We start from the raw sequence: 20,776 nt of genomic DNA, 5'->3' as shown, positions 1-20,776 counted from the left end.
TTTGGGAATAAGCTCCAGGAAAGGAATCCGGAATGGAAATTTTAGAACTGAAGAAAAAAGCAAACGAGGTCCGCAAGGGAATCGTGACGGCTGTCCATGCAGCAAAGTCCGGCCATCCGGGCGGTTCCCTGTCTGCGGCAGATATTTTTACCTATCTCTATTTTGAGGAGATGAATATTGATCCAAAAGAACCGAAAAAGGCGGACCGGGATCGTTTTGTACTGTCCAAAGGCCATAATGCCCCCGGACTTTATTCGGTATTGGCCGAAAGAGGATATTTTCCCAAGGCGGATCTTTTAACACTCAGACATATCGGCTCCTACCTTCAGGGGCACCCGGACATGAAACATATTAATGGTGTGGATATGTCGAGCGGTTCCCTGGGACAGGGAATTTCCGCGGCGGTAGGTATGGCGGTGTCCGCTAAGATGAGCGGCGATTCCTATCACGTATACACTCTGCTCGGAGACGGAGAGATCCAGGAGGGACAGGTCTGGGAGGCGGCGATGTTTGCCGGACACAGAAAGCTGGATAATCTGACGGTTATCGTGGATAACAACAATCTTCAGATTGACGGATCCATTGAAGACATCTGCTCCCCGTATCCGATCGACAAGAAATTTGAGGCATTTAATTTCCATGTCATCTGCGTGGAAAATGGAAATGACATGGAGCAGCTTAAGAAAGCGTTCGATGAGGCAAAGACGGTCAAGGGCATGCCGACTGCCATCATAGCAAATACGCTCAAAGGAAAAGGCGTGTCCTTTATGGAAAACGTAGCTTCCTGGCATGGCAAAGCCCCGAATGATGAGGAATACAAAAAGGCCATGAAAGAACTCGAGGAGGCGGGAGCGGCTCTGGATGCTTCGGTTTCGGACGGGGCGGCATCAAATCAGGAAAAGGCGGGTGGCGCAGATGGAAAATAAGAAGAAAATCGCAACCCGGGAAAGCTATGGTAATGCTCTGGCAGAACTGGGAAGGAAACATGAAGATCTGGTAGTACTGGATGCCGATCTGGCAGAGGCTACAAAGACGGCAATATTTAAGAAGGAATTCCCGGAGCGTCATATTGACTGCGGAATTGCAGAGTGCAATATGATGGGAATTGCAGCGGGCATTGCAACGACGGGAAAGGTTCCGTTTGCCAGTACTTTCGCGATGTTTGCGGCAGGACGGGCGTTTGAGCAGATCCGCAACTCGATCGGTTATCCGCATCTGAACGTCAAGATAGCGGCAACCCATGCCGGAATCTCCGTCGGTGAGGACGGGGCAACCCACCAGTGTAACGAGGATATCGCTCTGATGCGTACCATTCCGGGAATGGTGGTGATAAACCCTTCCGATGATGTGGAAGCCAGGGCGGCTGTTGAGGCTGCTTATCAATATAACGGCCCGGTTTATCTGCGATTTGGACGTCTGGCGGTTCCGGTTATCAACGACAATGAAAACTACCGTTTTGAACTCGGAAGAGGCGTAGTCCTGAAACGGGGCAGGGATGTTACGATTGTGGCAACCGGCCTTTGTGTTTCGGCTGCCTTAGAGGCGGCGGAGCTTCTGAAAGAGGACGGAATCAGTGCAGAGGTAATTAACATCCATACAATCAAGCCAATCGACGAGGAACTTCTGATTGGCTCGGCCGGAATGACCGGCAGAGTTGTGACCGTGGAGGAACATTCCATTATCGGAGGCCTCGGAAGTGCGGTATGCGACGTGCTCTCCGAGCAGTTCCCAGTACCGGTATATAAAATCGGTATCCGCGATACGTTCGGTGAATCGGGCCCGGCCCAGGACCTTCTCCGTAAATACGGTCTGGACGCAGAGGGAATCAGAACCCAGGTTGCAGAGTGGATGAAAATCAGAATGTAAAACCGACGGCCGGCAAAAATCTGCCGGGATGTTACAGATTCGAGGATACGGTAAGAATAATGCGCAGTAACTGTGCAAAGATATAAGGGGAAATGAGTATGAGGGGCGGCCTGCAACGGCGCTCCGAAAAGCTTATGATATAAGGCGGCGAATTTTTGCCGCCGAATCAGGGCGGGATACGGCAGCCGCAAAAGGGCGCCGTTTCCCGCCCTTTTTGCCGGGGAAAATGTTCCGGGGGATGACGCTGCTGACAACGGAGAACAGACAGAGACGCCGTGATAATATAATTTCATCAGGGATCAATTGCCGGATGGAGAAATTGTGTAAGTGCACTCTGGATGATTCTCGTCGGTGGAAACTCATTATTTGACCAGTTCAGCGGAGCCGTTGATCTGGTCGGTGCATACAATAATGTCGGCGTGGAGGCAGTTCCTTATTCTATGCTGAGAAGTATGCCGTTCTCACAGATTATTATTCCACTGTTCCTGCTGCTCATTTTCTTATCCGTTGTAACGGCCTGCAATTCCAATATGACGGCTATGGCCCGGGACTGAAGACGCCGAGGTTTTCGCCATCCCGAACCTCGGCCTGCGGCCGCTGATTTGTTCTTATTCCTTCAAAGGGGGGGGGAGGGATTGTCGCTACCGCTACATTTCCTCGAATTACGGGAGAATGCCTCTGTATGGTATTCAATTAATGAATCTGAGCTTTGGCATCTGACCTATCCTTGAATAACCATTGAATTATTTGATTCATCATTAAATATAGCTTTGGATTTTTCTCTGAATCCAGCCCGAAATATCTTCATAAGGTAAAAGATTCACGACTACATAGTGGCCGAGACAATACCTCCCCCTTACTTGACGAAAGAGACAATCAGCCCTGAAGCCGGCGGACGGGGCAACAACCTTCGCTGAGTCTTCAGTCCCGTCGACAAACTGCCCGGGGAAGGAGGAGAAAAACTTTCCGAAGGGAGACCTTGAAGCCCGCCGGTGCTTAGCGAGGTCCTTTCGAGCTTAGCATCCGCTGTGCGCTTCACAAGCGGGAGCGTGTCCCCACAGGAAAGTCTTTCTCCGGATTCCCCCTCACCACAACCTATAAACCGGGACTGAAGACTCATCCATCCAACCCACTCCCCCGTCCGCCGTCTTACAGAGGCGTCCTCGCATCTCAACTAAATCCTCATCCGTTTGCCCTGAATAAAAACAATAAGGGATAGAATTCTCATTTTCACTGTACTATACTAATTTCAAAGCATATTATTTCTTAACATTTCAAGCGGAAAACCGCATCTTAAGTCAATTCTTAAACTTAGATTTTCAGGAAATCTTGATGCTTTTGGAGCATCAGCGGGCAGTCCTGTTTACAATATATCCGGGGACAGTGCAGAGCATGGTTTTAATCTCCTGTCCGGTAAAACCTTCGCCCAGCAGTGTTTCAATAAAGCGCAGCATTCCCTCAACGGGATGTTCGAAGCCGGACTGTCCGCGATCGGTTGCCAGATAGACGCGGCCGGTGCCTGCCTCTTTTATATTGGATGCCATCCTTTGAACGGAGACGGAGCCTTCGGCGATATTGAGCCAGTTTTTTTCAATCAGCACACCGGTATCGGCCAGCTCTTTCTGAACGGCTCCGGTGGACTGGGTGCGGTCCCATTCAGGGTGCGTCAATATCATATTGACACCGTACCGGCGCCCCTCTTTACATAATGCATAGGATTCCTCTGAATTCAGATGGCCAGTTGCAAGGTAAGCGCCATATTTTTTAACAATCTCGAAAATCTCAAAAATTTCTTTCTTTAGTTTCCCGTTTTCATCAAAAATTGTAATTCCGGGGCGTGAGAAAAAATCTCCCGGCATATCTCCATATTTCAGGCAGTTTTCTGAATCTCTGGTAGGCATCCAGATGATTACAGCCCCCATTTTCAATGAGTTTTCAACCGCATAGGGGTTCAGTCCGCCGACCGGATGATTCAGGACAAGTCCGCCGTATGCTTTGGCTGAACAGTGACTGTGAAGATTTACCAGTGCTGCCCGCGATGCCGTGCAGCCGTAATGGGCTTTTATCATGACGCCGGCCATTCCGGCATCTGCGGCCTCCTGTATCAACTCAAAATCATCCAGAGCCCGGTGAAAGGCTGAGGGTTCGGTATGAGTGTGAAGATCATAGCCGCCTTTAATAAGTTCTTTTGCTTTTTGACGATATAAATCTGAAATAAAGAATGATTGTTCCATAATGTCCCCTTTCGGAATTTGTATTCTTTTTGATTTGAATAGATGATATCACCTTTTTAGAGAATAGTAAATATCGAATACAAAAATAAAGCATAAAATATAATGTAAAAAAGAAAATTCATGTCTTTATAAAGGTAAAACGACAAATAAAGGAACAAATATGGCGAATGAAATTCTTTGGAAATGAAATGATATGAGTGGATGTTTGACGGAGCGCCGGAGTTTGAGTCTATGGCGGACCCGTTAGATTGATTTTTTCAAGAAGTATTTATAAGGTCAGACGTACCGGAGTTACAGGGACGGAGGGCATACCCCATTCGGCTTTCTCAAAAAGCTCCTGGCGGTATGCCCTCCGTTTTATGGCTGCAGGCCGTGCACGAAATGTACAGGCTGCACTTTATGAAAATGGCTCTTTTATCTGATAAAGATGTCGACTTTTTCCAGCTCTGTTTCAAGTTCTTCTAGTATCTTCATGGAATCCGGGCCGAGTCGGCGGACGAGACCCGCGGTAAGCGCTTCCGCAATAAACATGAAAGGAAGGATGCCGCAGCCTGCATTTACCGAATTTGTATCAATCATGATATCAGCATACCTGGCAATCGGATTCAGGGAAGTATTGGTAATCAGGATAATCGGTATGCCTTTGTCCCGGCATACGGCCGAGGCGTCGATGGTGCGCTTCGTACAGGGCCAGGCCGAGAAGATCACGATCACATCTTCTTCCGGCGTCAGGCGGAATATTTTATCGTATAAAAATTCACTTTCGTCGCTGAGCTGTCTCACATGAGGATAAAAACGGTCGATTGCCGACTCCAGATAAAGCGAAGCTGTCCGGGAAGAGCGCAAGCCCAGCAAATTAATGCGGGAACTCTGCATCATCAGGGAGAGGGCTTTATCGATCTGCTCGATATTCTTAGGTGTTATAAAATTTTCAACCGTATGGGTGGTGTCAAACCAGAGCGTGTGTAAAATATCGGAATCCGAGTGGCTGGATACGGTCTGAAAGCTGTTTTTAATCCCAATGTAGGAAGATGCATTGTTTTTCAGGGAAACATTCAGAAGTGCACGGCGAAAATCACTGTAGCTGTCAAACTGAAGCGTTTTTACAAGCCGCATTACCGTGGTAGGTCCCACGCCGGAGTGTTCGGCCAGTTCCGCCACAGTCATCATACCCGCATCTATATAATTTAAAACAATAAAATTGCATAAGGTTCTCTGCTTTTTAGGCAGTACATCTTTAATCTGGGTGATCGTGTCGATAATATTATTTTCCATAATCGATACCTCCATGGGATATTCTTGTGTTTATTAGTTACAGTTCATCCTTCGGTCAAACTGTAATAAAATGATACCCGGAAACGGTGAAAAACACCGTTGATTGTAATGAAAAGTCCGCATCGCGCACTTTTCGTTGCGCCGCGCCGCACAACCTGGGGTTTTCGCAAAAAAACGTGAAAATACACCGCGGAATACATCATGTCTGAATTGTTACGTTTATTATACGGCGGGGAGAAAACAGTGTCAAATGATTATGTATTAAAGTGAAATTAATTTTATTGAAAAAAGGAATTAGGAATTTATTTATGTGTAAAATGAACAAAAAAGATTATTTTAATTGTTAAAAAGGATGAAAAATAAATATTTTAAATAAAAAGGTTGAAATATTCTTTTATGAGGTGTATAGTGTTGTTACAGCAAGGAAATAAGGAAAAACAAAAAACATATTATGAGGAAAATCAAAAAGGAGAGAAAGTTATGAAAACAAGAGAAATCGTATTTTACAGCGAAGGCGACAAAATGGTAGGAACCGTTTATCTTCCCGACGATTATAAAGAGGGAGAGAAGAGACCGTGTATCATTGCCAACTCCGGCTGGACGGGACTGAACATGGTATATCCCGCTTTATTCTCAAGGGCAATGACAGCAAGAGGATATGTCTGCATGGGCTTTGATTACCGCGGTTTTAAACCGAGTGAGGGAACGGAGAAGTACACCACTCTGGAAAGAGAGGTGGAGGATGTCGCAGCAGCCGTAAACTTCATGAAAGCACAGCCTGAAATTGATCCGAAGAGGATCGGTTTAATCGGCTGGGGCGTCGGCGGAGCCGTCTGCGTGGAAGTAACGGCCAGGGAAGAGGCGGTCAAAGCGGTTGCCACCCTGAACTCTTTCGTAAACGGTGTACGCTGGATGCGCATGGGTATGGGAAATGATAAGTACAACAAGATGCTCAGGGCTCTTGAGCAGGATAAGATTAAGCGTGCCACGACAGGCGATCTGGTTCTGAGACATCCTTACGAGTTCTATCCGAACATTGACGAGAGTGGAGATTTCTACGTAGACCAGACCCTGAAAAAAATCAACGGAGGTGTTTCCGAGCAGGCCAATGAGGCAAACGGTGAGGAATTCCCAACTCCGATGTCCAGCGTATATGCAGAGTCCTTTATCCGTTTTAACATTGAAGCCACACTTCCAAAACTGGCGCCGAAGGCAGTTTTCGTAGGCCATGGAAGATACAATGAACTTCATGACAAGATCGAGGCAGAAGAGGCATACCGCCTTGCAAATGAGCCGAAGGAGCTTTACTATGTAGAGGGAAAACATAATGAGTGGATGTTTGACGGTGATCCGAAGTTTGAGGCTCTGGCGGATGCGTTAGGCGAATTTTTCAATAAGTACTTATAATCAGGAAGAAATATAAAAACTGTTACAAGATTTTAAAGGGGATACAAAAATAGGAGGCCGGATTTTCCCGGTCTCCTGGCTCATAAAGGAGGAGGGGAACAGGGTGAAACAATATAAGTTAGCAATGGTTCAGATGGACTGCAGTTTCCTGGATAAAGAAGCAAACATCGAAAAGGCTTCCCATATGGTCAGGGAGGCGGCCCAAAACGGAGCTTCGCTGGTTTGTCTGCCTGAGGCGTTCAATACGGGATATCTTGGAACGGATATTCCGGCCATGAAGGAAATGGCGGAAACACTGGAAGGACCGACCGTTACGCAGATGAGAAAACTGGCAAAGGAGCTTAAAATCTATCTGGTGGCGCCGATTATATTTGCAGCGGAAAACGGGGGAACGGAAAATACGGCGGTTCTGATCAGCGATGAGGGAATCATAGAGGGAACGTATTCCAAAACTCATCCGGTAGGGGATGAGCGGACTTATTTCCAGCGGGGGAAGGATTATCCTGTTTGGGACACGAAACTTGGGAAAATCGGTATTGTAATTTGTTATGACGTCTGCTTTCCGGAGACGAGCCGGATTCTGGCGCTAGAGGGAGCGCAGCTGATGCTTGTTCCCGCCGCATGGAGAGCCAGTCATTATTTTAAAGAGTGGTGGGATTTGAATCTGGCCTGCCGCGCTCTTGACAATCTGTTCTATGTAGCGGCTGTCAACCGGTGCGGCCAGAGCGGAGAAGAAATATTTGCAGGAAAAAGTCAGGTTATCAGCCCGGTAGGAGAGGTGCTGGCAGCCTTTGGGGTAGAGGAAGAAGGAATTTTATACCAGGAGATTGATTTGGACAGAGTCGGCAGAGAACGCGATTTTAATACGGTTTTGACTGACCGCCATCCGGAAGATTACAAAGTTCTGTCGGATCAATAGGGAGATGGAGGAGGAACGTTTCATGGAAAAGAATAAAAAGAGTACAATGCAGCTTCGGAAAATGACATTTTTCCCGCCATTCATATTGCTGCTTTTAATTGTTATTGTCAGCCTTGTCAGCAAGGATACATTTTTAAACCTGATTAATAACGTAAATAACTGGATTATTGCCAATGTGGGCTGGGTATTCAGCATTATCGCGGTGGGAACGGTTCTGGTAGCTATCGCAGCCGCTTTTTCAAAATTTGGTAATGTCAGGATAGGCGGTGAGGATGCCAAACCTGAGATATCTACTTTTTCATGGTTTACCATCGCCCTGACTACAACGATGGCGGCCGGAGTTCTCTTCTGGGGACCTGCAGAGCCAATCGCACATTTCAGCGCGCCTCCTACGGAACTGACCGGAATCGCTCCCATGAGCAGCGAGGCCCTCAAATTCTCCATGGAGACTATGTTTTTACACTGGACCTTTATTCCATACGCAATCTATACGGTACCTGCGGTTGTGTTTGGATTTATGTACTATAATGCAAAGAGACCATTCTCCATTACCTCCGAGATGGCTCCGGCACTGGGAAAATTTGCTGAAAATAAAAATACATCCAAAATTATCGATGCCATGACATTATTCTGTATTGGAGCAGGTATGGCTGGCTCACTGGGACAGGGTATTATGAATATGTCCGGCGGAATTGCCGAACTCACCGGTATTCCCAGCAATGCATCCATGTGGCTGATCGTTGCGGTTGTAATTGCTGCTATCTTTATTGCCACGGCTGTTTCCGGACTTCAGAAGGGCATCAAGCTCTGTGCCGATATTAATGTATACGGCTATGTTGTTTTCCTGCTTTTCCTGTTATTCTTTGGCGCTACGGCGTTTGTATTTAACCTGGGAACAGAGGCATTCGGCGGATTTATTGCCAATTTTTTTGAAAAATCCCTGCTGACAGGAGCTTCCGCCGACAGCCAGTGGCCGCAGTGGTGGACCACCTTCTACTGGGCAAGCTGGATGGCATGGGCGCCGACATCGGGAGCCTTCATGGGCCGTATCGCTTACGGAAGAACCGTAAAACAGACGCTGGCATTATACGTAGGCGTATGTGCAATGGTAAGTGCACTCTGGATGATTCTCGTCGGTGGAAACTCATTATTCGCACAGGTCAGCGGAGCCGTTGATCTGGTCGGTGTATACAATAATGTCGGTGTGGAGGCAGTTCCTTATTCTATGCTGAGAAGTATGCCGTTCTCACAGATTATTATTCCACTGTTTCTGCTGCTCATTTTCTTATCCGTTGTAACGGCCTGCAATTCCAATATGACGGCTATGGCAGGAATCTCCACACAGGGAATTACTCCGGACAGCCCGGAAGCGCCATCCTGGTTAAAAATTGCCTGGGGAATTATTGTTATGACACTTGCTTATATTATGATTGCAACGGTAGGCGTAAACGGAGTAAAGATCATTGCCAACTTTGGCGGCATGTTTGCCGGAATTATCATGCTGGGTACGACGGTAAGCTGCGCAATATTGATTTTCAACCATAAGAAATATGATAAGACGTTGAAATAAGGATTTAACTGAGGTGAGGAGGACGCGTCCGGAACGGACTATGTCCGGTGTGGTGAGGGGGCTGGCTGAGTCTTTTGTCCCCGATTGGAGGTTGTCGTGAGGGGGGAATCCGGCCGGAATGAATTGTTACGGGGACCGCTCGCGCTTTTTGGAGTGCGCAGCGGTGCCAGGCTCGAAAAGACCTGCCACCGCACGCTTTTGCACTAAGCTCGAAGAGACCTCGCTAAGTGCTCAATGTGTCGCCAGGCACCGGCGGACTCCCATATCCCCTTCACAATTGATTCCGCCTCCTTCCCCCGTCAGGTTATCGCCGGGGACAAAAGACTCAGGCGGAGGTTTTCGCGGCACCGGACATGGTCCGCTCCGGACGCTGATTGTCTCTAACCTTAAATGGGGAGGGCCCTGTCGCGGCCACTACGAAGCTGCGATACTTTTACGGTCTGACGGTATCTCACGATGAATTTGATAACAGATATTTTGAAGCATTCGGAGGAACATAGTGGTTGCGACGCTCCTCCTCCCCCCTTTGAAGGAATAAGAACAATTCAGCGGCCGCAGGCCGGGGTTCGGGATGGCGAAAACCTTCGCGTCTTCAGTCCCGGTCATAACCTTCCCGTGGGGAATCCGGGAGAAAAAGATTCCGGAGGGAACCTGGGAGTCCATCGGCACTTACCGAGGTTTTTTCGAGGTTAGTGTCCGTTATGTACTCCAAAGAGCGCAAGCGTTTCCCGCAGGAACTTTTTCTGCCCGGATTCCCCACCCGCGACCAAACTCAAACCGGGACTGAAGACTCACAACCTCCCCTCACCATCCCGCCCCCCGACAGTCCCGGCGGCGTTCTCATTCCTCAACTAAATCCCCATTCGTTTGCCCTGAATAAAAATAATAAGGGATAGAATTCTCATTTTCACTGTGCTATACTAAATTCAAAGCATATTATTTCTTAACATTTCAAGCGGAAAACCGCGTCTTAAGTCAATTCTTAAACTTAGATTTTCAGGAAATCTTGATGCTTTGCAGATCCCAATTTTATCATGCAGAGAGGTTTCCGGAATATCGATAAGCGGCGGAGGCCTCCTGCGGTTACAGAAGACGGTGTAAGGTTTACGGACAACCTTTCAGCGTTACAAAGGAGGTACGGAATGAGAAAAATGCAGAACAGGGAAAACACGATCACATCGGCGACTTACAGGAGATGAAACTGTCGGAAGCGTTTATCGTGTCGGAAGAAGAATATTCACTGGAACTGAGGGCGATCCTTCTCAATATCAATAAGGGACACAATAAGAGGCTTTTATCGGCCTGTAAAACGCTGGGTGACTATGCAGAGTATAACGGAGCGGGTGAGGACCTATGCGGGGACGATGAGCCTAAAGAACGCGGTAGAGCGAGCGGTGGAAGAGTGTATCCGGGACAATGTGCTGGCAGAGTTTCTGAGAAACAACAGAGCGGAGGCGATGAAAGTGAGTATTTATGAGTATGACGAAGAAAAGACGATGAGGCAGATGCGTGAAGAAGGTGAGATGTCCTTTGCCATACTGACAAAGAAACTGTTGGAAGATTCCCGTCAGGAGGATTTGCTCAGAGCGGCGGACGAGCAGGAATTCCGGGAAAAGCTTTACCGGGAATAGGGGTTGAAGGAATAAAGGAGTAACTGGCTAATACTGCAGTAAGATTTTCTGCCATGGGAATTTACGTATCAGGTATCAGCCTTGAAAGAAAAATTCCGGGATTTTCGTCAGGGAGCTGATGGAGGGTGCATAATGAATATGAACTTTATAAGGGAAGTGCAAGTACGGCAGGAGTGTCTTTCTGAGGATTCCTATATTTGGCAGATTCCGGCGCTCGCTGAATTACCGGAACTGGTCCTGGAAAATCCGATGACATTTCTGGTGGGGGAGAACGGGAGCGGTAAATCCACATTGCTGGAGGGGATTGCGGTGGCCTGGGGATTCAACCCGGAGGGCGGGACGAGAAACTTCAACTTTTCCACCCGTGACACCCATTCGGAGCTGGGACAGGCCATCCGGCTGGTCAAAGGCATAAGAAAACCCTCTGATGAATTTTTTCTGAGGGCGGAGAGTTTCTATAATGTGGCCAGCCAGATTGATGATTATGAGGAGGAGAGAAGCGGCTATCTCAAATATTACGGAGGAAAGTCTCTGCATTGCCAGTCGCATGGGGAAAGTTTTCTGGCTCTGGCGCAGAACAGATTCCGTCCGAGGGGGCTCTATCTTCTGGATGAGCCGGAGGCGGCGCTGTCTCCCCAGAGACAGCTCACACTCCTGCTTGCAATCCACAATTATTTGAAAAGCGGCGCTCAGTTTATTATAGCGACCCATTCCCCCATTCTGCTGGGAATTCCGGAGGCTGAGATCCTTTCGCTGGATGACGGTTATATTCATCCCATTTCTTACGAGGAAGCGGACTGTTTCCAGGTAATGGAGATGTTTATCAACAACAGGGAGGTCATGCTGAAACGCCTGCTCTCTGACAACAACAGATAACAACTGATAAGTTAACCAGCTCCTGACGATGAAAAAACGCTGCACGGATTGTATCAGTAACTCGTTGCTGTTTTCAGAAGAGCAGTAAGGAGCAGTATTTCAGGCATCCTTGTAGAGAATAAGAAATAATGAGGATTCATCCGTCTCATCGATTTCATAACGGCAGCCCGCAGATTCACCCAGAGCGGTTAAATAATCCCGGGAAAATGTGACTGCACAGAACCCGTCTTTACAGTAAATCATTCCGTCTTTCGTTTTCTCCTCATCCAATTCCCCGAGGAGTCCTTTTCGGGCCTGTTCCCGGAACCATTCAAGGCGGGTATCCCAGATTTTCTCACTGTAGGTGCTGAAATAAGCGGTGCCGTCCGGTTTCAGGGAGGACAGGCATCTGCTTATGAGTTCTGCCGGATTTCCTTTAACGGCGGACAGGCCGTTCTGCAGACAGACCACAATATCAAATTCTTCATGGAAGTCCAGCTTATAGGCATCCATCGGTAAAAGGCGGCAGTTATTGCAGTCCTGTAAGTAGAAGTTTCCGAACAGTACCGAATCCTCAGAAATCTCGATGCCTGTGACAAAGGCTGCGGCGGGAGCGAGTTCCCGCATAATGCGTCCGTATCCGGCGCCGATTTCAAGAATGTGTTCGGTTCCGGTCAGTCTTTTTTTGACATAGTCTGTCTCGGCCTTCAAATACTGTTCGATTCTTGGGATGCCGGTTTGATAAACCTGATACAATCCGTTTGCATTAAGGTTTTCCTGGTAATAATTTCCCATTTCCATTCTCCTTTCTCTTTGGTTAAACAAGAATTCTTTACATTAGAGCGTGTTTTTTATATTCGTACAAAATCCTTTCACTAATTCCTGTTTTTCACATTAATACAAAATCTTTTCCCTTATACAGAATTTTTTATGAAAGAGCAATGATTATGCCTGCTGCAAGGTCAGGGTGATAACAAATCGGCTTCCGCCTTCCGGATTATCATAGACGGCAATTGTGCCTCCATGCAGTTCCACCAGCTCTTTTGCGATACTTAATCCAAGTCCGAAATGTTTCTTGTCATTCCGGGAGGAGTCGCCGCGGTAAAAACGATCAAAAATCCGGGATTTCATCTCATCGGGGATACCTTTCCCGCTGTCGGATATCTCAATAACCGTCCGGAAAAGGCCTGAACTGATATGTCTGCCGCCCTCTTTTCTGTACATTTTAAGGGAGATAGATTTTCCATCCGGAGTATAAGAGACGGCGTTGTCGAGGAGGATGGCGATAACCTGTTCAAGCCTCTGCTTATCGGCCAGAAGAGGGGGCAGTGGTTCCTCGGGAAGCGCCAGGGTGAGGCTTATATTTTTCTCCCTGCATATGGGCAGGAACGCCTCATAGGCCTCGATCAGAAGCGTATCAGGTTCGGTCTCCATCCTGTGCAGGGCCCAGGTACCGGCGTCGGATGAAGCCAGGAGCAGCATGTCGCCGACCAGTCTTGCCATCCTCTGGCATTCACGGTCTGCATTGCCGATTAGCTGTTTCCATGTAATGTGCATGTGATCCGACTGGATTTCTGAGCCAGATTCCCGGTCTGGAAGTTTTTCCGACAGTTCGCCCTGGAGTGCAGAGAGGCTCCCGCGGATGACAGCCAGTGGGGAACGCAGTTCATGGGAAGCGGCGGCTACAAACTCGGTCTGCCTTTTCACACTCTCCCTGGCCGGCAAAAGAGCCCGGCCTGTCAGGAACCAGCTGATAATCAGGATCCCGAACAGTCCCACAACCCCGGATAGGGCGAAAAGAGGCAGACTCTGAAGAACAAGAGCCAGTCGCGGGGTTATATAGGAAAGGAGCATGAGACATTTTGCACCATGATCGGTTGTCACCACCATGACCCTTCCGTAGTAGGAATCACCCCGGCTCCCCCTTATACGCAGAAGGGAGGTCTGGTTCATGGATGAAGAAACGGGAGGGTGGCTGGGACTTACTCCCTCCGCACTGGCCGCGTCAAAAGCGGAGCGGATCAGGGAAGTTCTGTCGGTTGGAGGCGTCCAGGCGCCTGAAAAGAACAGAGGTAACCCATTTTCTTCTATATAAATGACGGAGCGGTTCATCACCTCGGTCAGCGCCAGATAGGAGTCGCTGATATAGGCGTCCGACTGGAGCCGGGCACTGGCGGAAAACCACAGGTTGTTAAAATCGGTGATCTCCTGCTGTTCCCGGACCGTGATATTGCGGTAGAAGATCAGGGCCAGGAGCAGCAGGAGAATGATGCCGGTAAGGGCGGTATAGAGTATGGTAAGCTGTTTTTGTGCCTTACGGAACATAATCCCATCCTTTCTAAGCTTTTTCCAGGCGGTATCCGACGCCGTGAACCGTTACAATCCGGACGGGAGCTTTTAAAGTCGAGAGTCTGCGCCGGATAAAATAAATATAATTGTCCAGATTTCCTTCTTCCACTTCACTGGAAGAACCCCAGACATAAGTCAGGATCATTTCACGGTTCAGTGTCCTGCCGGGATTCCTGAAAAAATACTCCACCAGGGAAGCTTCTTTTTTAGATAAGGTGACGGAAGAATTCTGATACCGGAGTTCACGCTGCTCTTTCATGAACACGAGTCCCTCAAAGCTAAGGGCGCGATTGTCTTCAATTCGTCCCGGCCTTCTGGTGACGGCACGGATTCTGGCAAGCAGTTCTTCCACGGCGTAAGGCTTTGCAATATAATCGTCGGCTCCCGCATCCAGTCCGTTGACGCGGTCGTTCAGCCCGTCCAGGGCAGTGGAAAAGATGGCGGGAGTCTGGATTCCCCGCCTTCTGAGCGCCTGCAGAAGCGTCAGCCCGTCCATCTCCGGCAGCATGCGGTCAATGATCAGGCAGTCGTAAGCGCTGGAACACGCAAAGAGCAGGCCGTCTGTCCCACTGTGGCAAATTTCCGTATCGTATCCGGCTTTTTCTAAGGAAAGCCTCAGAGTATCACATAAAACTTCATCGTCTTCTATCAGTAAAATCTTCATAATTTTAGTTCGCCTCATATTTCCATCTCGGTATTTTTCTTTGATATAATGTCCCTGTCTTTAGTCTAGCACATAATTCTCTAAAAAATCTCAAAAAAAAGAGGGCGTTTTTCCAGTATTTTTAGAGATGCGCTCTGTAAAATAAGAGATAACAGTTCGGATGATTCTGAACCGAAACAGATTCAGTGCAGGGAGGAGAGCCATATGAAGAATAGAGGAACAGGCAGGATAAAAAGAAAAGGGAGGACCGCGGCAGTGGCAGCCGGAATACTGGCTGTCGGTGCAATGTCGGTACTGTCTGCCTGCGGCAGCGGAAAAACCTCTACGGGTGTGAGCAGCCAGACTCAGAGTGAGAGCACGGCGCCGGGAGGACAGTCGGCCAAGGGCCGTTATATGGAGGAAGAAATCGCATTACCGGAAGAAATAGCCGGCAACGGCTTAGTGGGCGCTGTACAAAAAGAAGATAAAACCCTTGTTTTTTGTATTCCGGATGAGAACAGCAAGGCCAGACTTTACAGCCTGGACTCCAATTCCGAATGGACGGAGGGCGAAGCGATTGCAGCGCCTGATGGGATAAGGCCCTCGAAGATGATGCAGGATGAAAACGGAATATACTATTATGGAGGCTTTGATGAGAATTACATATTCCATCTGTGGACGACGCAGGAGGATGGAACAACCAGGGAATTGCTGTCGGATGTCTTTAAGGTGCAGGAGGGAAAAGATTACGGAATTATTCCTGACTTTATAGCGGCGCTTCCAGGAGAGAGCTTTCTGGTATCCCAGACATCACAGGCTGACGTATACCAGTCCGACGGAAGAATGCGTTCGTCCCTGGCCCAGGATTTTATCGGAATGGATATAAGAATTCCTGTTTCGGTTACAGGGGAAGAGTATTTGACATTAAACAACCAGAAGCTTGTCAGATATAATCTAGAAACGGGAACTCAGACCGGAAGCTATGACCTGCCCGACAAGGGGCGCGACGTATGGCAGATGCCTGTCTTTACCGATGATGAGGGTTACGTTTACGTTGCCAGCCAGACCGGCCTTTACCGGACCGGAAGGGACGGCACGGTTTGGGAACAGCTCATTGACGGCAGCCTGAATTCCATGGGACGTCAGGATATGTTTATGAGGAGCTTCTTCAAAGGTTCGGATAATGACTATTACGGAGTCTTTTCTACGGGAGACTCAAGGCTGAAAGTACTTCACTACTACTATGACGAGACGGTGGACACGGTTCCGCCGGAAACCCTGACCGTATATGCGCTGAGAGACAACGCCACGGTACGCCAGGCGGCGTCCATCCTTCAGAAAAATAACCCTCAGGTTAAGGTGGATTTCAGGATTGCAGTGGAGGATGAAGAAGAGGAAGTGACGGAGGACGTAATCCGCGCCCTGAATACGGAGCTTTTAAACGGAAAAGGCGCCGATGTGCTGATATTAGACGGATTGCCGATGCAGACCTATAAAAACAAGGGAATTCTTGCGGATATCACCAGCCTGTTTGAGGCGGATAAAGATGATTTGCTGGCCAATGTAAGGAGCAATTTCACGGCCGAGGACGGAAAAATCTATTACATGCCTGCCCGTATTGACGTACCGGTGATTTTTGGGGAAGAGGAAGCGGTAGCCGCATTCCAGGATATCGACAAAATGGCTGCATATGACAAGACCCCGTCCCTTTTCGCACCCGATATCTACGAAAATATAATCAACATGACGTCATACACCTGCTACAAGGAATTGTTCAATGAAAACGGAACCGTGGACGGCGATGTGCTGGCCCGTTATCTTGCGGCAGTGAAGAGCGCCGGGGAAAAAGGCAATGTCCAGGAAAGTTATGCACAGGCCGATATGGAACGCCTTAGGGTGAACAATACGGTAATTCCAAGAGGATTTGGAAGACAGAGCAGTTATAATGTAGTGGCAAAACGATGTGCGGCAGGCGCGGAGATCTTCAGTTCGATAGACAGCGCAATGCTTCCTCTGTCGGCGGCGGAGATTGTTAACAGTGAAATTGAATCACTCGGCGGAATATACATGCCGAACGTAGTGGCGGGTATCAACGCCTCCAGCCCGAACAGGGAGAACGCCGAAGCATTTATCAAAACCCTGTTTGACACCGAAGTGCAGGACGAATCTCTGAGAGACGGTTTCTCAGTGAGAAGCAGCAGCCTTGATAAATGGGCGAAGACGGAGAGTGGGAGCAGCGTTTCCATGAGCATGGGAGAGGAAATCCATTTAAGCGGGAGCTGGCCGGTACAGGCGGATCGCGATAAAATTATGGCAATCGTACGCACGGCAAGCATTCCGGCTCTGATTGATCAGCAGATTGTGGATATGATCGTGGACGGCTCCAAAGATTATCTGAATGGAAAAGAAACGGTGGAGGATGCGGTTCAGGCCATCGAAAATAAGATGAAGCTCTATGTCAATGAGAGAGAATAAAAAGGCAGTAAGCAGAAACGGGGCCTGGTTATTTCTGGCCCCCAGCCTGCTGGGAGTGACAGCCTTTGTCCTGCTCCCCTTTGCCGATGCTTTCAGGAGATCCTTTTTTGACAGCAGAGGCAAGACATTCGCGGGCCTGAGCGTATATCAGGGGGTTCTGGAAAACCAGGCGTTCCGCCTGGCGGCTGTCAATACAGTGCGGTTCATGGCAGTCGCGCTGCCGCTTCTGATGGCAGTTTCGTTTTTTCTGTCTCTGCTGGTTTACCAGTACAGCCGGAAAAAGAGTTTTTTCAAGACGGTTCTCGTGATGCCGGTGGCGGTGCCTTCGGCGGCGGTAATCCTCCTCTGGAGGATGGTCTTCTGTGAACAGGGAATTATGAACGGACTGTTTAAGCTCAATACAGACTGGATATACGGCCCTTCGTCCTTTACCGTTCTCGTATTTGCCTATCTGTGGAAAAATACAGGGTATCAGATGCTTCTCTGGCTGGCGGCCCTGGGAGGAATATCGGATGAGCTCTATGAGGCGGCGGAGGTGGACGGAGCCGGATGGCTGCAGAAACTTGTATATGTCACAATCCCACAGGTAAAAAAAGCCTCCGGCATGATTCTGTTCCTGGCCGTGATCAATTCTTTTAAAGTATTCAGGGAGGCCTATATTGTGGCTGGTTCCTATCCAAACGACAGGATTTATCTGCTGCAGCATCTGTTTAACCATTGGTTCCTCAATCTGGATATACAGAAGATGTGTGCGGCGGCAGTGCTGCTGACGATTATCATAGGCGCGTTTCTGATACCTTTCGTCGTCAGTGCGGGCCGGGACGAGTGAAAATTTTGATGAGAAGAGGAGGGAGGTAGAAATGAAAAAGACATCGGTTTTCAGCCGTGTGCATTTCCAGCGGAACCGTCCGGCAAAAGCCGTTACGGGAGCATTTCTGTTGTTTGTCTGTCTTCTTTTCGTCCTGTTTCCTCTTATATTAATGACGGCTGCATCCTTTATGCCGGAGGATGAGCTGGTGCGGAGGTACCTGGCGGTTCTGGATTTGGGAAAGGAGCCGGTACTCCCGGCCCTGATCCCAGACTTTCCGTCTCTGAAGCCATATGCCGATCTGCTTCTTCGATCGCCCGGCTTTTTTGTGATGTTCTGGAATTCCTGCCTGCAGGTTTTCAGCGTACTGGCCGGACAGCTGCTTATTGGAATGCCGGCGGCCTGGGCCTTTGCCCGGTACGAATTCCGCTTTAAAAAGCTTCTCTTCCTTCTTTATCTGATTCTGCTCGTCATGCCGTTTCAGGTCATGATGGTGCCGTCCTATCTCGTCCTGGACCGGTTTGGGATACTGGATACCCATCTGTCGGTGATACTGCCGGGAATATTTTCCACCTTTCCCGTGTATATCATGGAGAAGTTTTTCGAATCCATTCCAAAATCGTTTTTGGAGGCCGCCCGCATTGACGGAGGAGGAGAGTGGACTATTTTTTTCAGGATCGGCATTCCCATGGGATTTCCCGGAATCATGACGGCCGTACTCCTGGACTTTTTTGAATATTGGAATGCGCTTGAACAGCCGCTTACCTTCTTAAAGAACAGGCAGTTGTGGCCGCTGTCCCTTTATCTTCCGAATGTAACGGCGGATAAGGCATCCCTGGCCTTTGCGGCCGGGCTGATTACAATGGCGCCGCCGGTGCTTTTATATCTGAACGGGCAGACTTTCCTGGAGGAGGGAATTGCCTCGTCGGGCATCAAGGAATAGACAAAACACGGTTATCTATAAAAATACCAAAACTGCGCTGAGGCAAATCGGGGGAAGGAGGCCGTATGGAAGAAAATGAAAAACTGAAACGAAAAATATACCGCCGTCTTCTGATTGGCTTTTTTGCCTGCATGCTCATGTTCACGATTATTTCCAGAGTGATCGATGTTTATGAGACGCCAAAAGTCAGGACAGCCTATGCAAGCCAGGGAACCGTTATGAAGACGGTGGAGGGAAACGGAAGCGTGGAGGCCGGGGATACAAAAGAGGTTTCCCTGATGAAAGGCCTGAAAGCAGGAAAAATAGAGGCGATAGCCGGGACGGCGGTGAAGGAGGGGGATGTATTGTTCTCCTATTCCATGGATTCACTGGAGGCACGGCTGAAGGAGCTCTCAAAAGAGATAAAAAAAATGGAGTTGGAGATGGAAGGAGAGCGGATCGGGGCGGAAAGTTTTATGGGAGTTACCAGGGTGGAGGCCGCGTCCCAGGAGCTTGCCATGGCTGAGAAGGCGCTGGAACGCCAATATGGCAAGAAGGTGCAGGCGGAAGCGGAATATAACGCAAATCTCGAAAGAATCCGGGAGTATTACGAGATCCGTCTGGAGCTCTCGGATGATGAACTGCGGGAACAGAGCCGCAGCGATTACGATCAGAGTCAGACGGATTATGAGTCGGCAAAGCTGGAGCGCGACGCGCAGCTCCGCGAGATTAAAAGAAAAATAAAGGATACGGAGAAAAAGATCGAGAAGCTGGAGAAAAAGGAAGAACCGGACGAAGATGAATTAGAGGATTTGAGAGAAGATCTGGAACGCTATGAGGAGGATCTGGATACGGCGGAAGAAAGCTGGGAGCTGAAAGTCGACCGCGCCAGAGAAGAAATGAGTGATAAAGGCGATATTTACGATCGGGCGGGACGTCAGGCGGACAGTGCAAAACTGGCCTTAAAGGAAAACTATGAGTCTGCGGTTATCCAGGAGGAAAAGGCGCTGGAAGCGGCGGAGGATGCCAGGATCCAGGCAGAATGGGCGGCCGAAACGGCGCGTCAGGCGCTGCAAAACGCGGCGAGGGAAGACCAGGCCGCGGCGCTCACAAGGGAGCAGGCAAAACGGTTGTCGGAACTTCGAAATGAGGCAAAGCAGCTGGAACTGGAGGAACTGAAAGAAGAAAAAGAAAAAATCGGCAGACTGATGGAAAATCAGGGGATGGTCTATTCCCCATGCGACGGAACCGTCAGCGCCGTGGAGATAGAAGCAGGAAAAGAGGTGGCGGGAACGGAGCGTCTGACCCTCTCCGTAGGGGAACTGAGACTGCATGGAACCTTTGACCGCGAAGACGATAACAGCCTGAAGGCCGGAGATGAACTGCTGGTGAGGATGGAAGGAAGCGAAGAACGCGTGAAGGCGGTTGTCGGGCAGGTGGATCTTGTCAGCAGCCAGGACACGGGTGAATTTACGGCCAGTCTTCCCGCAGGCAAAGCGGTTTTGGGAGAAAAGGCTTATTTTGAATGCCAGAAGGGCGGAGATGTCTACCGGCAGCTGATCCCGGTAAAAGCCCTGAGAAAAGACGTCACCGGCTATTATTGTCTCGTGATGCGCAAACAGAAAACGATCCTCGGTGAGGAATATAAAGCAGCCAGAGTGGAACTGGATCTCCTTATCAGCGGTGATACGATGGCGGCTGTAGAGGGAGCGCTCAGCCCGGAGGAACCGGTGATAACCGAAAGCGACCGTGTAATCGGAGCGGGTGACCGGGTGCGCCTGATGGCGGAACTCGCAGATGTGGACGGTTAGAAAAGCGAAAG

The 20,776-nt window shown here is 49.0% G+C and carries 17 protein-coding genes; 12 read left to right on the top strand and 5 right to left on the bottom strand.

The genetic code is table 11. From position 1 onward, the window contains the following. The first annotated feature begins 32 nt into the window (after positions 1-32). From V3C10_18360 to V3C10_18350, 3 genes are all read left to right on the top strand, one after another. Complete coding sequence (locus V3C10_18360) at positions 33-926, top strand: transketolase (GenBank protein ID WVP61250.1); 894 nt, start codon at positions 33-35, stop codon at positions 924-926. Further along, positions 916-1,866, top strand: a complete 951-nt coding sequence (locus V3C10_18355; protein ID WVP61249.1) for a transketolase family protein — start codon at positions 916-918, stop codon at positions 1,864-1,866. The genes V3C10_18360 and V3C10_18355 overlap by 11 nt, the downstream gene beginning before the upstream one ends. A gap of 302 nt (positions 1,867-2,168) precedes the next feature. Then, entirely contained in the window at positions 2,169-2,420 is a 252-nt protein-coding gene (locus tag V3C10_18350; protein ID WVP64659.1) for a BCCT family transporter, read from the top strand. 792 nt (positions 2,421-3,212) lie between these two features. On the opposite strand, the gene V3C10_18345 is transcribed toward V3C10_18350, so the two are convergent. Both V3C10_18345 and V3C10_18340 read right to left on the bottom strand, forming a co-directional pair. Further along, positions 3,213-4,100 (bottom strand): DUF6282 family protein, encoded by an 888-nt coding sequence (locus V3C10_18345; protein WVP61248.1) that lies wholly within the window; start codon positions 4,098-4,100, stop codon positions 3,213-3,215. 414 nt (positions 4,101-4,514) lie between these two features. Continuing rightward, the gene (locus tag V3C10_18340) at positions 4,515-5,375 is read right to left on the bottom strand and encodes a MurR/RpiR family transcriptional regulator (GenBank protein WVP61247.1); all 861 of its coding nucleotides are present in this window, start codon (positions 5,373-5,375) and stop codon (positions 4,515-4,517) included. Between the two features lie 396 nt (positions 5,376-5,771). On the opposite strand from V3C10_18340, the gene V3C10_18335 reads away from it, so the two are divergent. The 5 genes from V3C10_18335 (at position 5,772) to V3C10_18315 (ending at position 11,778) form a co-directional block, all read left to right on the top strand. Continuing rightward, on the top strand, positions 5,772-6,782 hold the full coding sequence (locus tag V3C10_18335; GenBank protein ID WVP61246.1) for a CocE/NonD family hydrolase: 1,011 nt from the start codon (positions 5,772-5,774) through the stop codon (positions 6,780-6,782). Between the two features lie 103 nt (positions 6,783-6,885). Continuing rightward, entirely contained in the window at positions 6,886-7,701 is an 816-nt protein-coding gene (locus V3C10_18330; protein ID WVP61245.1) for a nitrilase-related carbon-nitrogen hydrolase, read from the top strand. 22 nt (positions 7,702-7,723) lie between these two features. Beyond that, positions 7,724-9,271 (top strand): BCCT family transporter, encoded by a 1,548-nt coding sequence (locus V3C10_18325; GenBank protein ID WVP61244.1) that lies wholly within the window; start codon positions 7,724-7,726, stop codon positions 9,269-9,271. Positions 9,272-10,593: 1,322 nt separating this feature from the next. Beyond that, entirely contained in the window at positions 10,594-10,902 is a 309-nt protein-coding gene (locus tag V3C10_18320) for a hypothetical protein (GenBank protein WVP61243.1), read from the top strand. A 132-nt stretch (positions 10,903-11,034) separates the two neighbouring features. Beyond that, positions 11,035-11,778 carry an AAA family ATPase gene (locus tag V3C10_18315; protein ID WVP61242.1) on the top strand — a complete coding sequence of 248 codons (744 nt, stop codon included), beginning with the start codon at positions 11,035-11,037 and terminating at the stop codon, positions 11,776-11,778. A gap of 99 nt (positions 11,779-11,877) precedes the next feature. Here V3C10_18315 and V3C10_18310 read toward each other — a convergent pair whose 3' ends face one another. The 3 genes from V3C10_18310 to V3C10_18300 all read right to left on the bottom strand — a co-directional run bounded on the left by V3C10_18310 (position 11,878) and on the right by V3C10_18300 (position 14,770). Continuing rightward, positions 11,878-12,552: a class I SAM-dependent methyltransferase gene (locus tag V3C10_18310; GenBank protein ID WVP61241.1), complete on the bottom strand. Its 675-nt coding sequence runs from the start codon at positions 12,550-12,552 to the stop codon at positions 11,878-11,880. Positions 12,553-12,702: 150 nt separating this feature from the next. After that, on the bottom strand, positions 12,703-14,082 hold the full coding sequence (locus V3C10_18305; GenBank protein WVP61240.1) for a HAMP domain-containing sensor histidine kinase: 1,380 nt from the start codon (positions 14,080-14,082) through the stop codon (positions 12,703-12,705). Between the two features lie 13 nt (positions 14,083-14,095). Beyond that, entirely contained in the window at positions 14,096-14,770 is a 675-nt protein-coding gene (locus V3C10_18300) for a response regulator transcription factor (protein WVP61239.1), read from the bottom strand. Between the two features lie 204 nt (positions 14,771-14,974). Here V3C10_18300 and V3C10_18295 point away from each other — a divergent pair, with 204 nt between their 5' ends. The 4 genes from V3C10_18295 to V3C10_18280 all read left to right on the top strand — a co-directional run bounded on the left by V3C10_18295 (position 14,975) and on the right by V3C10_18280 (position 20,765). Next, on the top strand, positions 14,975-17,224 hold the full coding sequence (locus V3C10_18295) for a hypothetical protein (protein ID WVP61238.1): 2,250 nt from the start codon (positions 14,975-14,977) through the stop codon (positions 17,222-17,224). After that, positions 17,205-18,053 carry a sugar ABC transporter permease gene (locus V3C10_18290; protein WVP61237.1) on the top strand — a complete coding sequence of 283 codons (849 nt, stop codon included), beginning with the start codon at positions 17,205-17,207 and terminating at the stop codon, positions 18,051-18,053. Before V3C10_18295 ends, V3C10_18290 begins: the two co-directional genes overlap by 20 nt. Before the next feature lie 31 nt (positions 18,054-18,084). After that, positions 18,085-18,975: a carbohydrate ABC transporter permease gene (locus tag V3C10_18285; GenBank protein WVP61236.1), complete on the top strand. Its 891-nt coding sequence runs from the start codon at positions 18,085-18,087 to the stop codon at positions 18,973-18,975. A gap of 65 nt (positions 18,976-19,040) precedes the next feature. Beyond that, a complete protein-coding gene (locus tag V3C10_18280) occupies positions 19,041-20,765 on the top strand; it encodes a hypothetical protein (protein WVP61235.1) in 1,725 nt (574 codons plus the stop codon). Positions 20,766-20,776: the final 11 nt, after the last annotated feature.

This window comes from [Clostridium] symbiosum, from assembly GCA_036419695.1.
Taxonomy (GTDB): Bacteria; Bacillota; Clostridia; order Lachnospirales; family Lachnospiraceae; genus Otoolea; species Otoolea symbiosa_A.
Note: the sequence above shows the minus strand (reverse complement) of the source record. Positions and strands in the feature narration are given on the sequence as shown.

Bases quoted from the DNA above. Each gene is read 5' to 3' on its own strand.
- V3C10_18340 (WVP61247.1), bottom strand. From the start codon at position 5,375: ATGGAAAATAATATTATCGACACGATCACCCAGATTAAAGATGTACTG.
- V3C10_18315 (WVP61242.1), top strand. From the start codon at position 11,035: ATGAATATGAACTTTATAAGGGAAGTGCAAGTACGGCAGGAGTGTCTT.
- V3C10_18320 (WVP61243.1), top strand. From the start codon at position 10,594: ATGCAGAGTATAACGGAGCGGGTGAGGACCTATGCGGGGACGATGAGC.
- V3C10_18345 (WVP61248.1), bottom strand. From the start codon at position 4,100: ATGGAACAATCATTCTTTATTTCAGATTTATATCGTCAAAAAGCAAAA.
- V3C10_18355 (WVP61249.1), top strand. From the start codon at position 916: ATGGAAAATAAGAAGAAAATCGCAACCCGGGAAAGCTATGGTAATGCT.
- V3C10_18300 (WVP61239.1), bottom strand. From the start codon at position 14,770: ATGAAGATTTTACTGATAGAAGACGATGAAGTTTTATGTGATACTCTG.
- V3C10_18295 (WVP61238.1), top strand. From the start codon at position 14,975: ATGAAGAATAGAGGAACAGGCAGGATAAAAAGAAAAGGGAGGACCGCG.
- V3C10_18335 (WVP61246.1), top strand. From the start codon at position 5,772: ATGAGGTGTATAGTGTTGTTACAGCAAGGAAATAAGGAAAAACAAAAA.
- V3C10_18305 (WVP61240.1), bottom strand. From the start codon at position 14,082: ATGTTCCGTAAGGCACAAAAACAGCTTACCATACTCTATACCGCCCTT.
- V3C10_18360 (WVP61250.1), top strand. From the start codon at position 33: ATGGAAATTTTAGAACTGAAGAAAAAAGCAAACGAGGTCCGCAAGGGA.
- V3C10_18285 (WVP61236.1), top strand. From the start codon at position 18,085: ATGAAAAAGACATCGGTTTTCAGCCGTGTGCATTTCCAGCGGAACCGT.
- V3C10_18280 (WVP61235.1), top strand. From the start codon at position 19,041: ATGGAAGAAAATGAAAAACTGAAACGAAAAATATACCGCCGTCTTCTG.
- V3C10_18290 (WVP61237.1), top strand. From the start codon at position 17,205: ATGTCAATGAGAGAGAATAAAAAGGCAGTAAGCAGAAACGGGGCCTGG.
- V3C10_18310 (WVP61241.1), bottom strand. From the start codon at position 12,552: ATGGGAAATTATTACCAGGAAAACCTTAATGCAAACGGATTGTATCAG.
- V3C10_18325 (WVP61244.1), top strand. From the start codon at position 7,724: ATGGAAAAGAATAAAAAGAGTACAATGCAGCTTCGGAAAATGACATTT.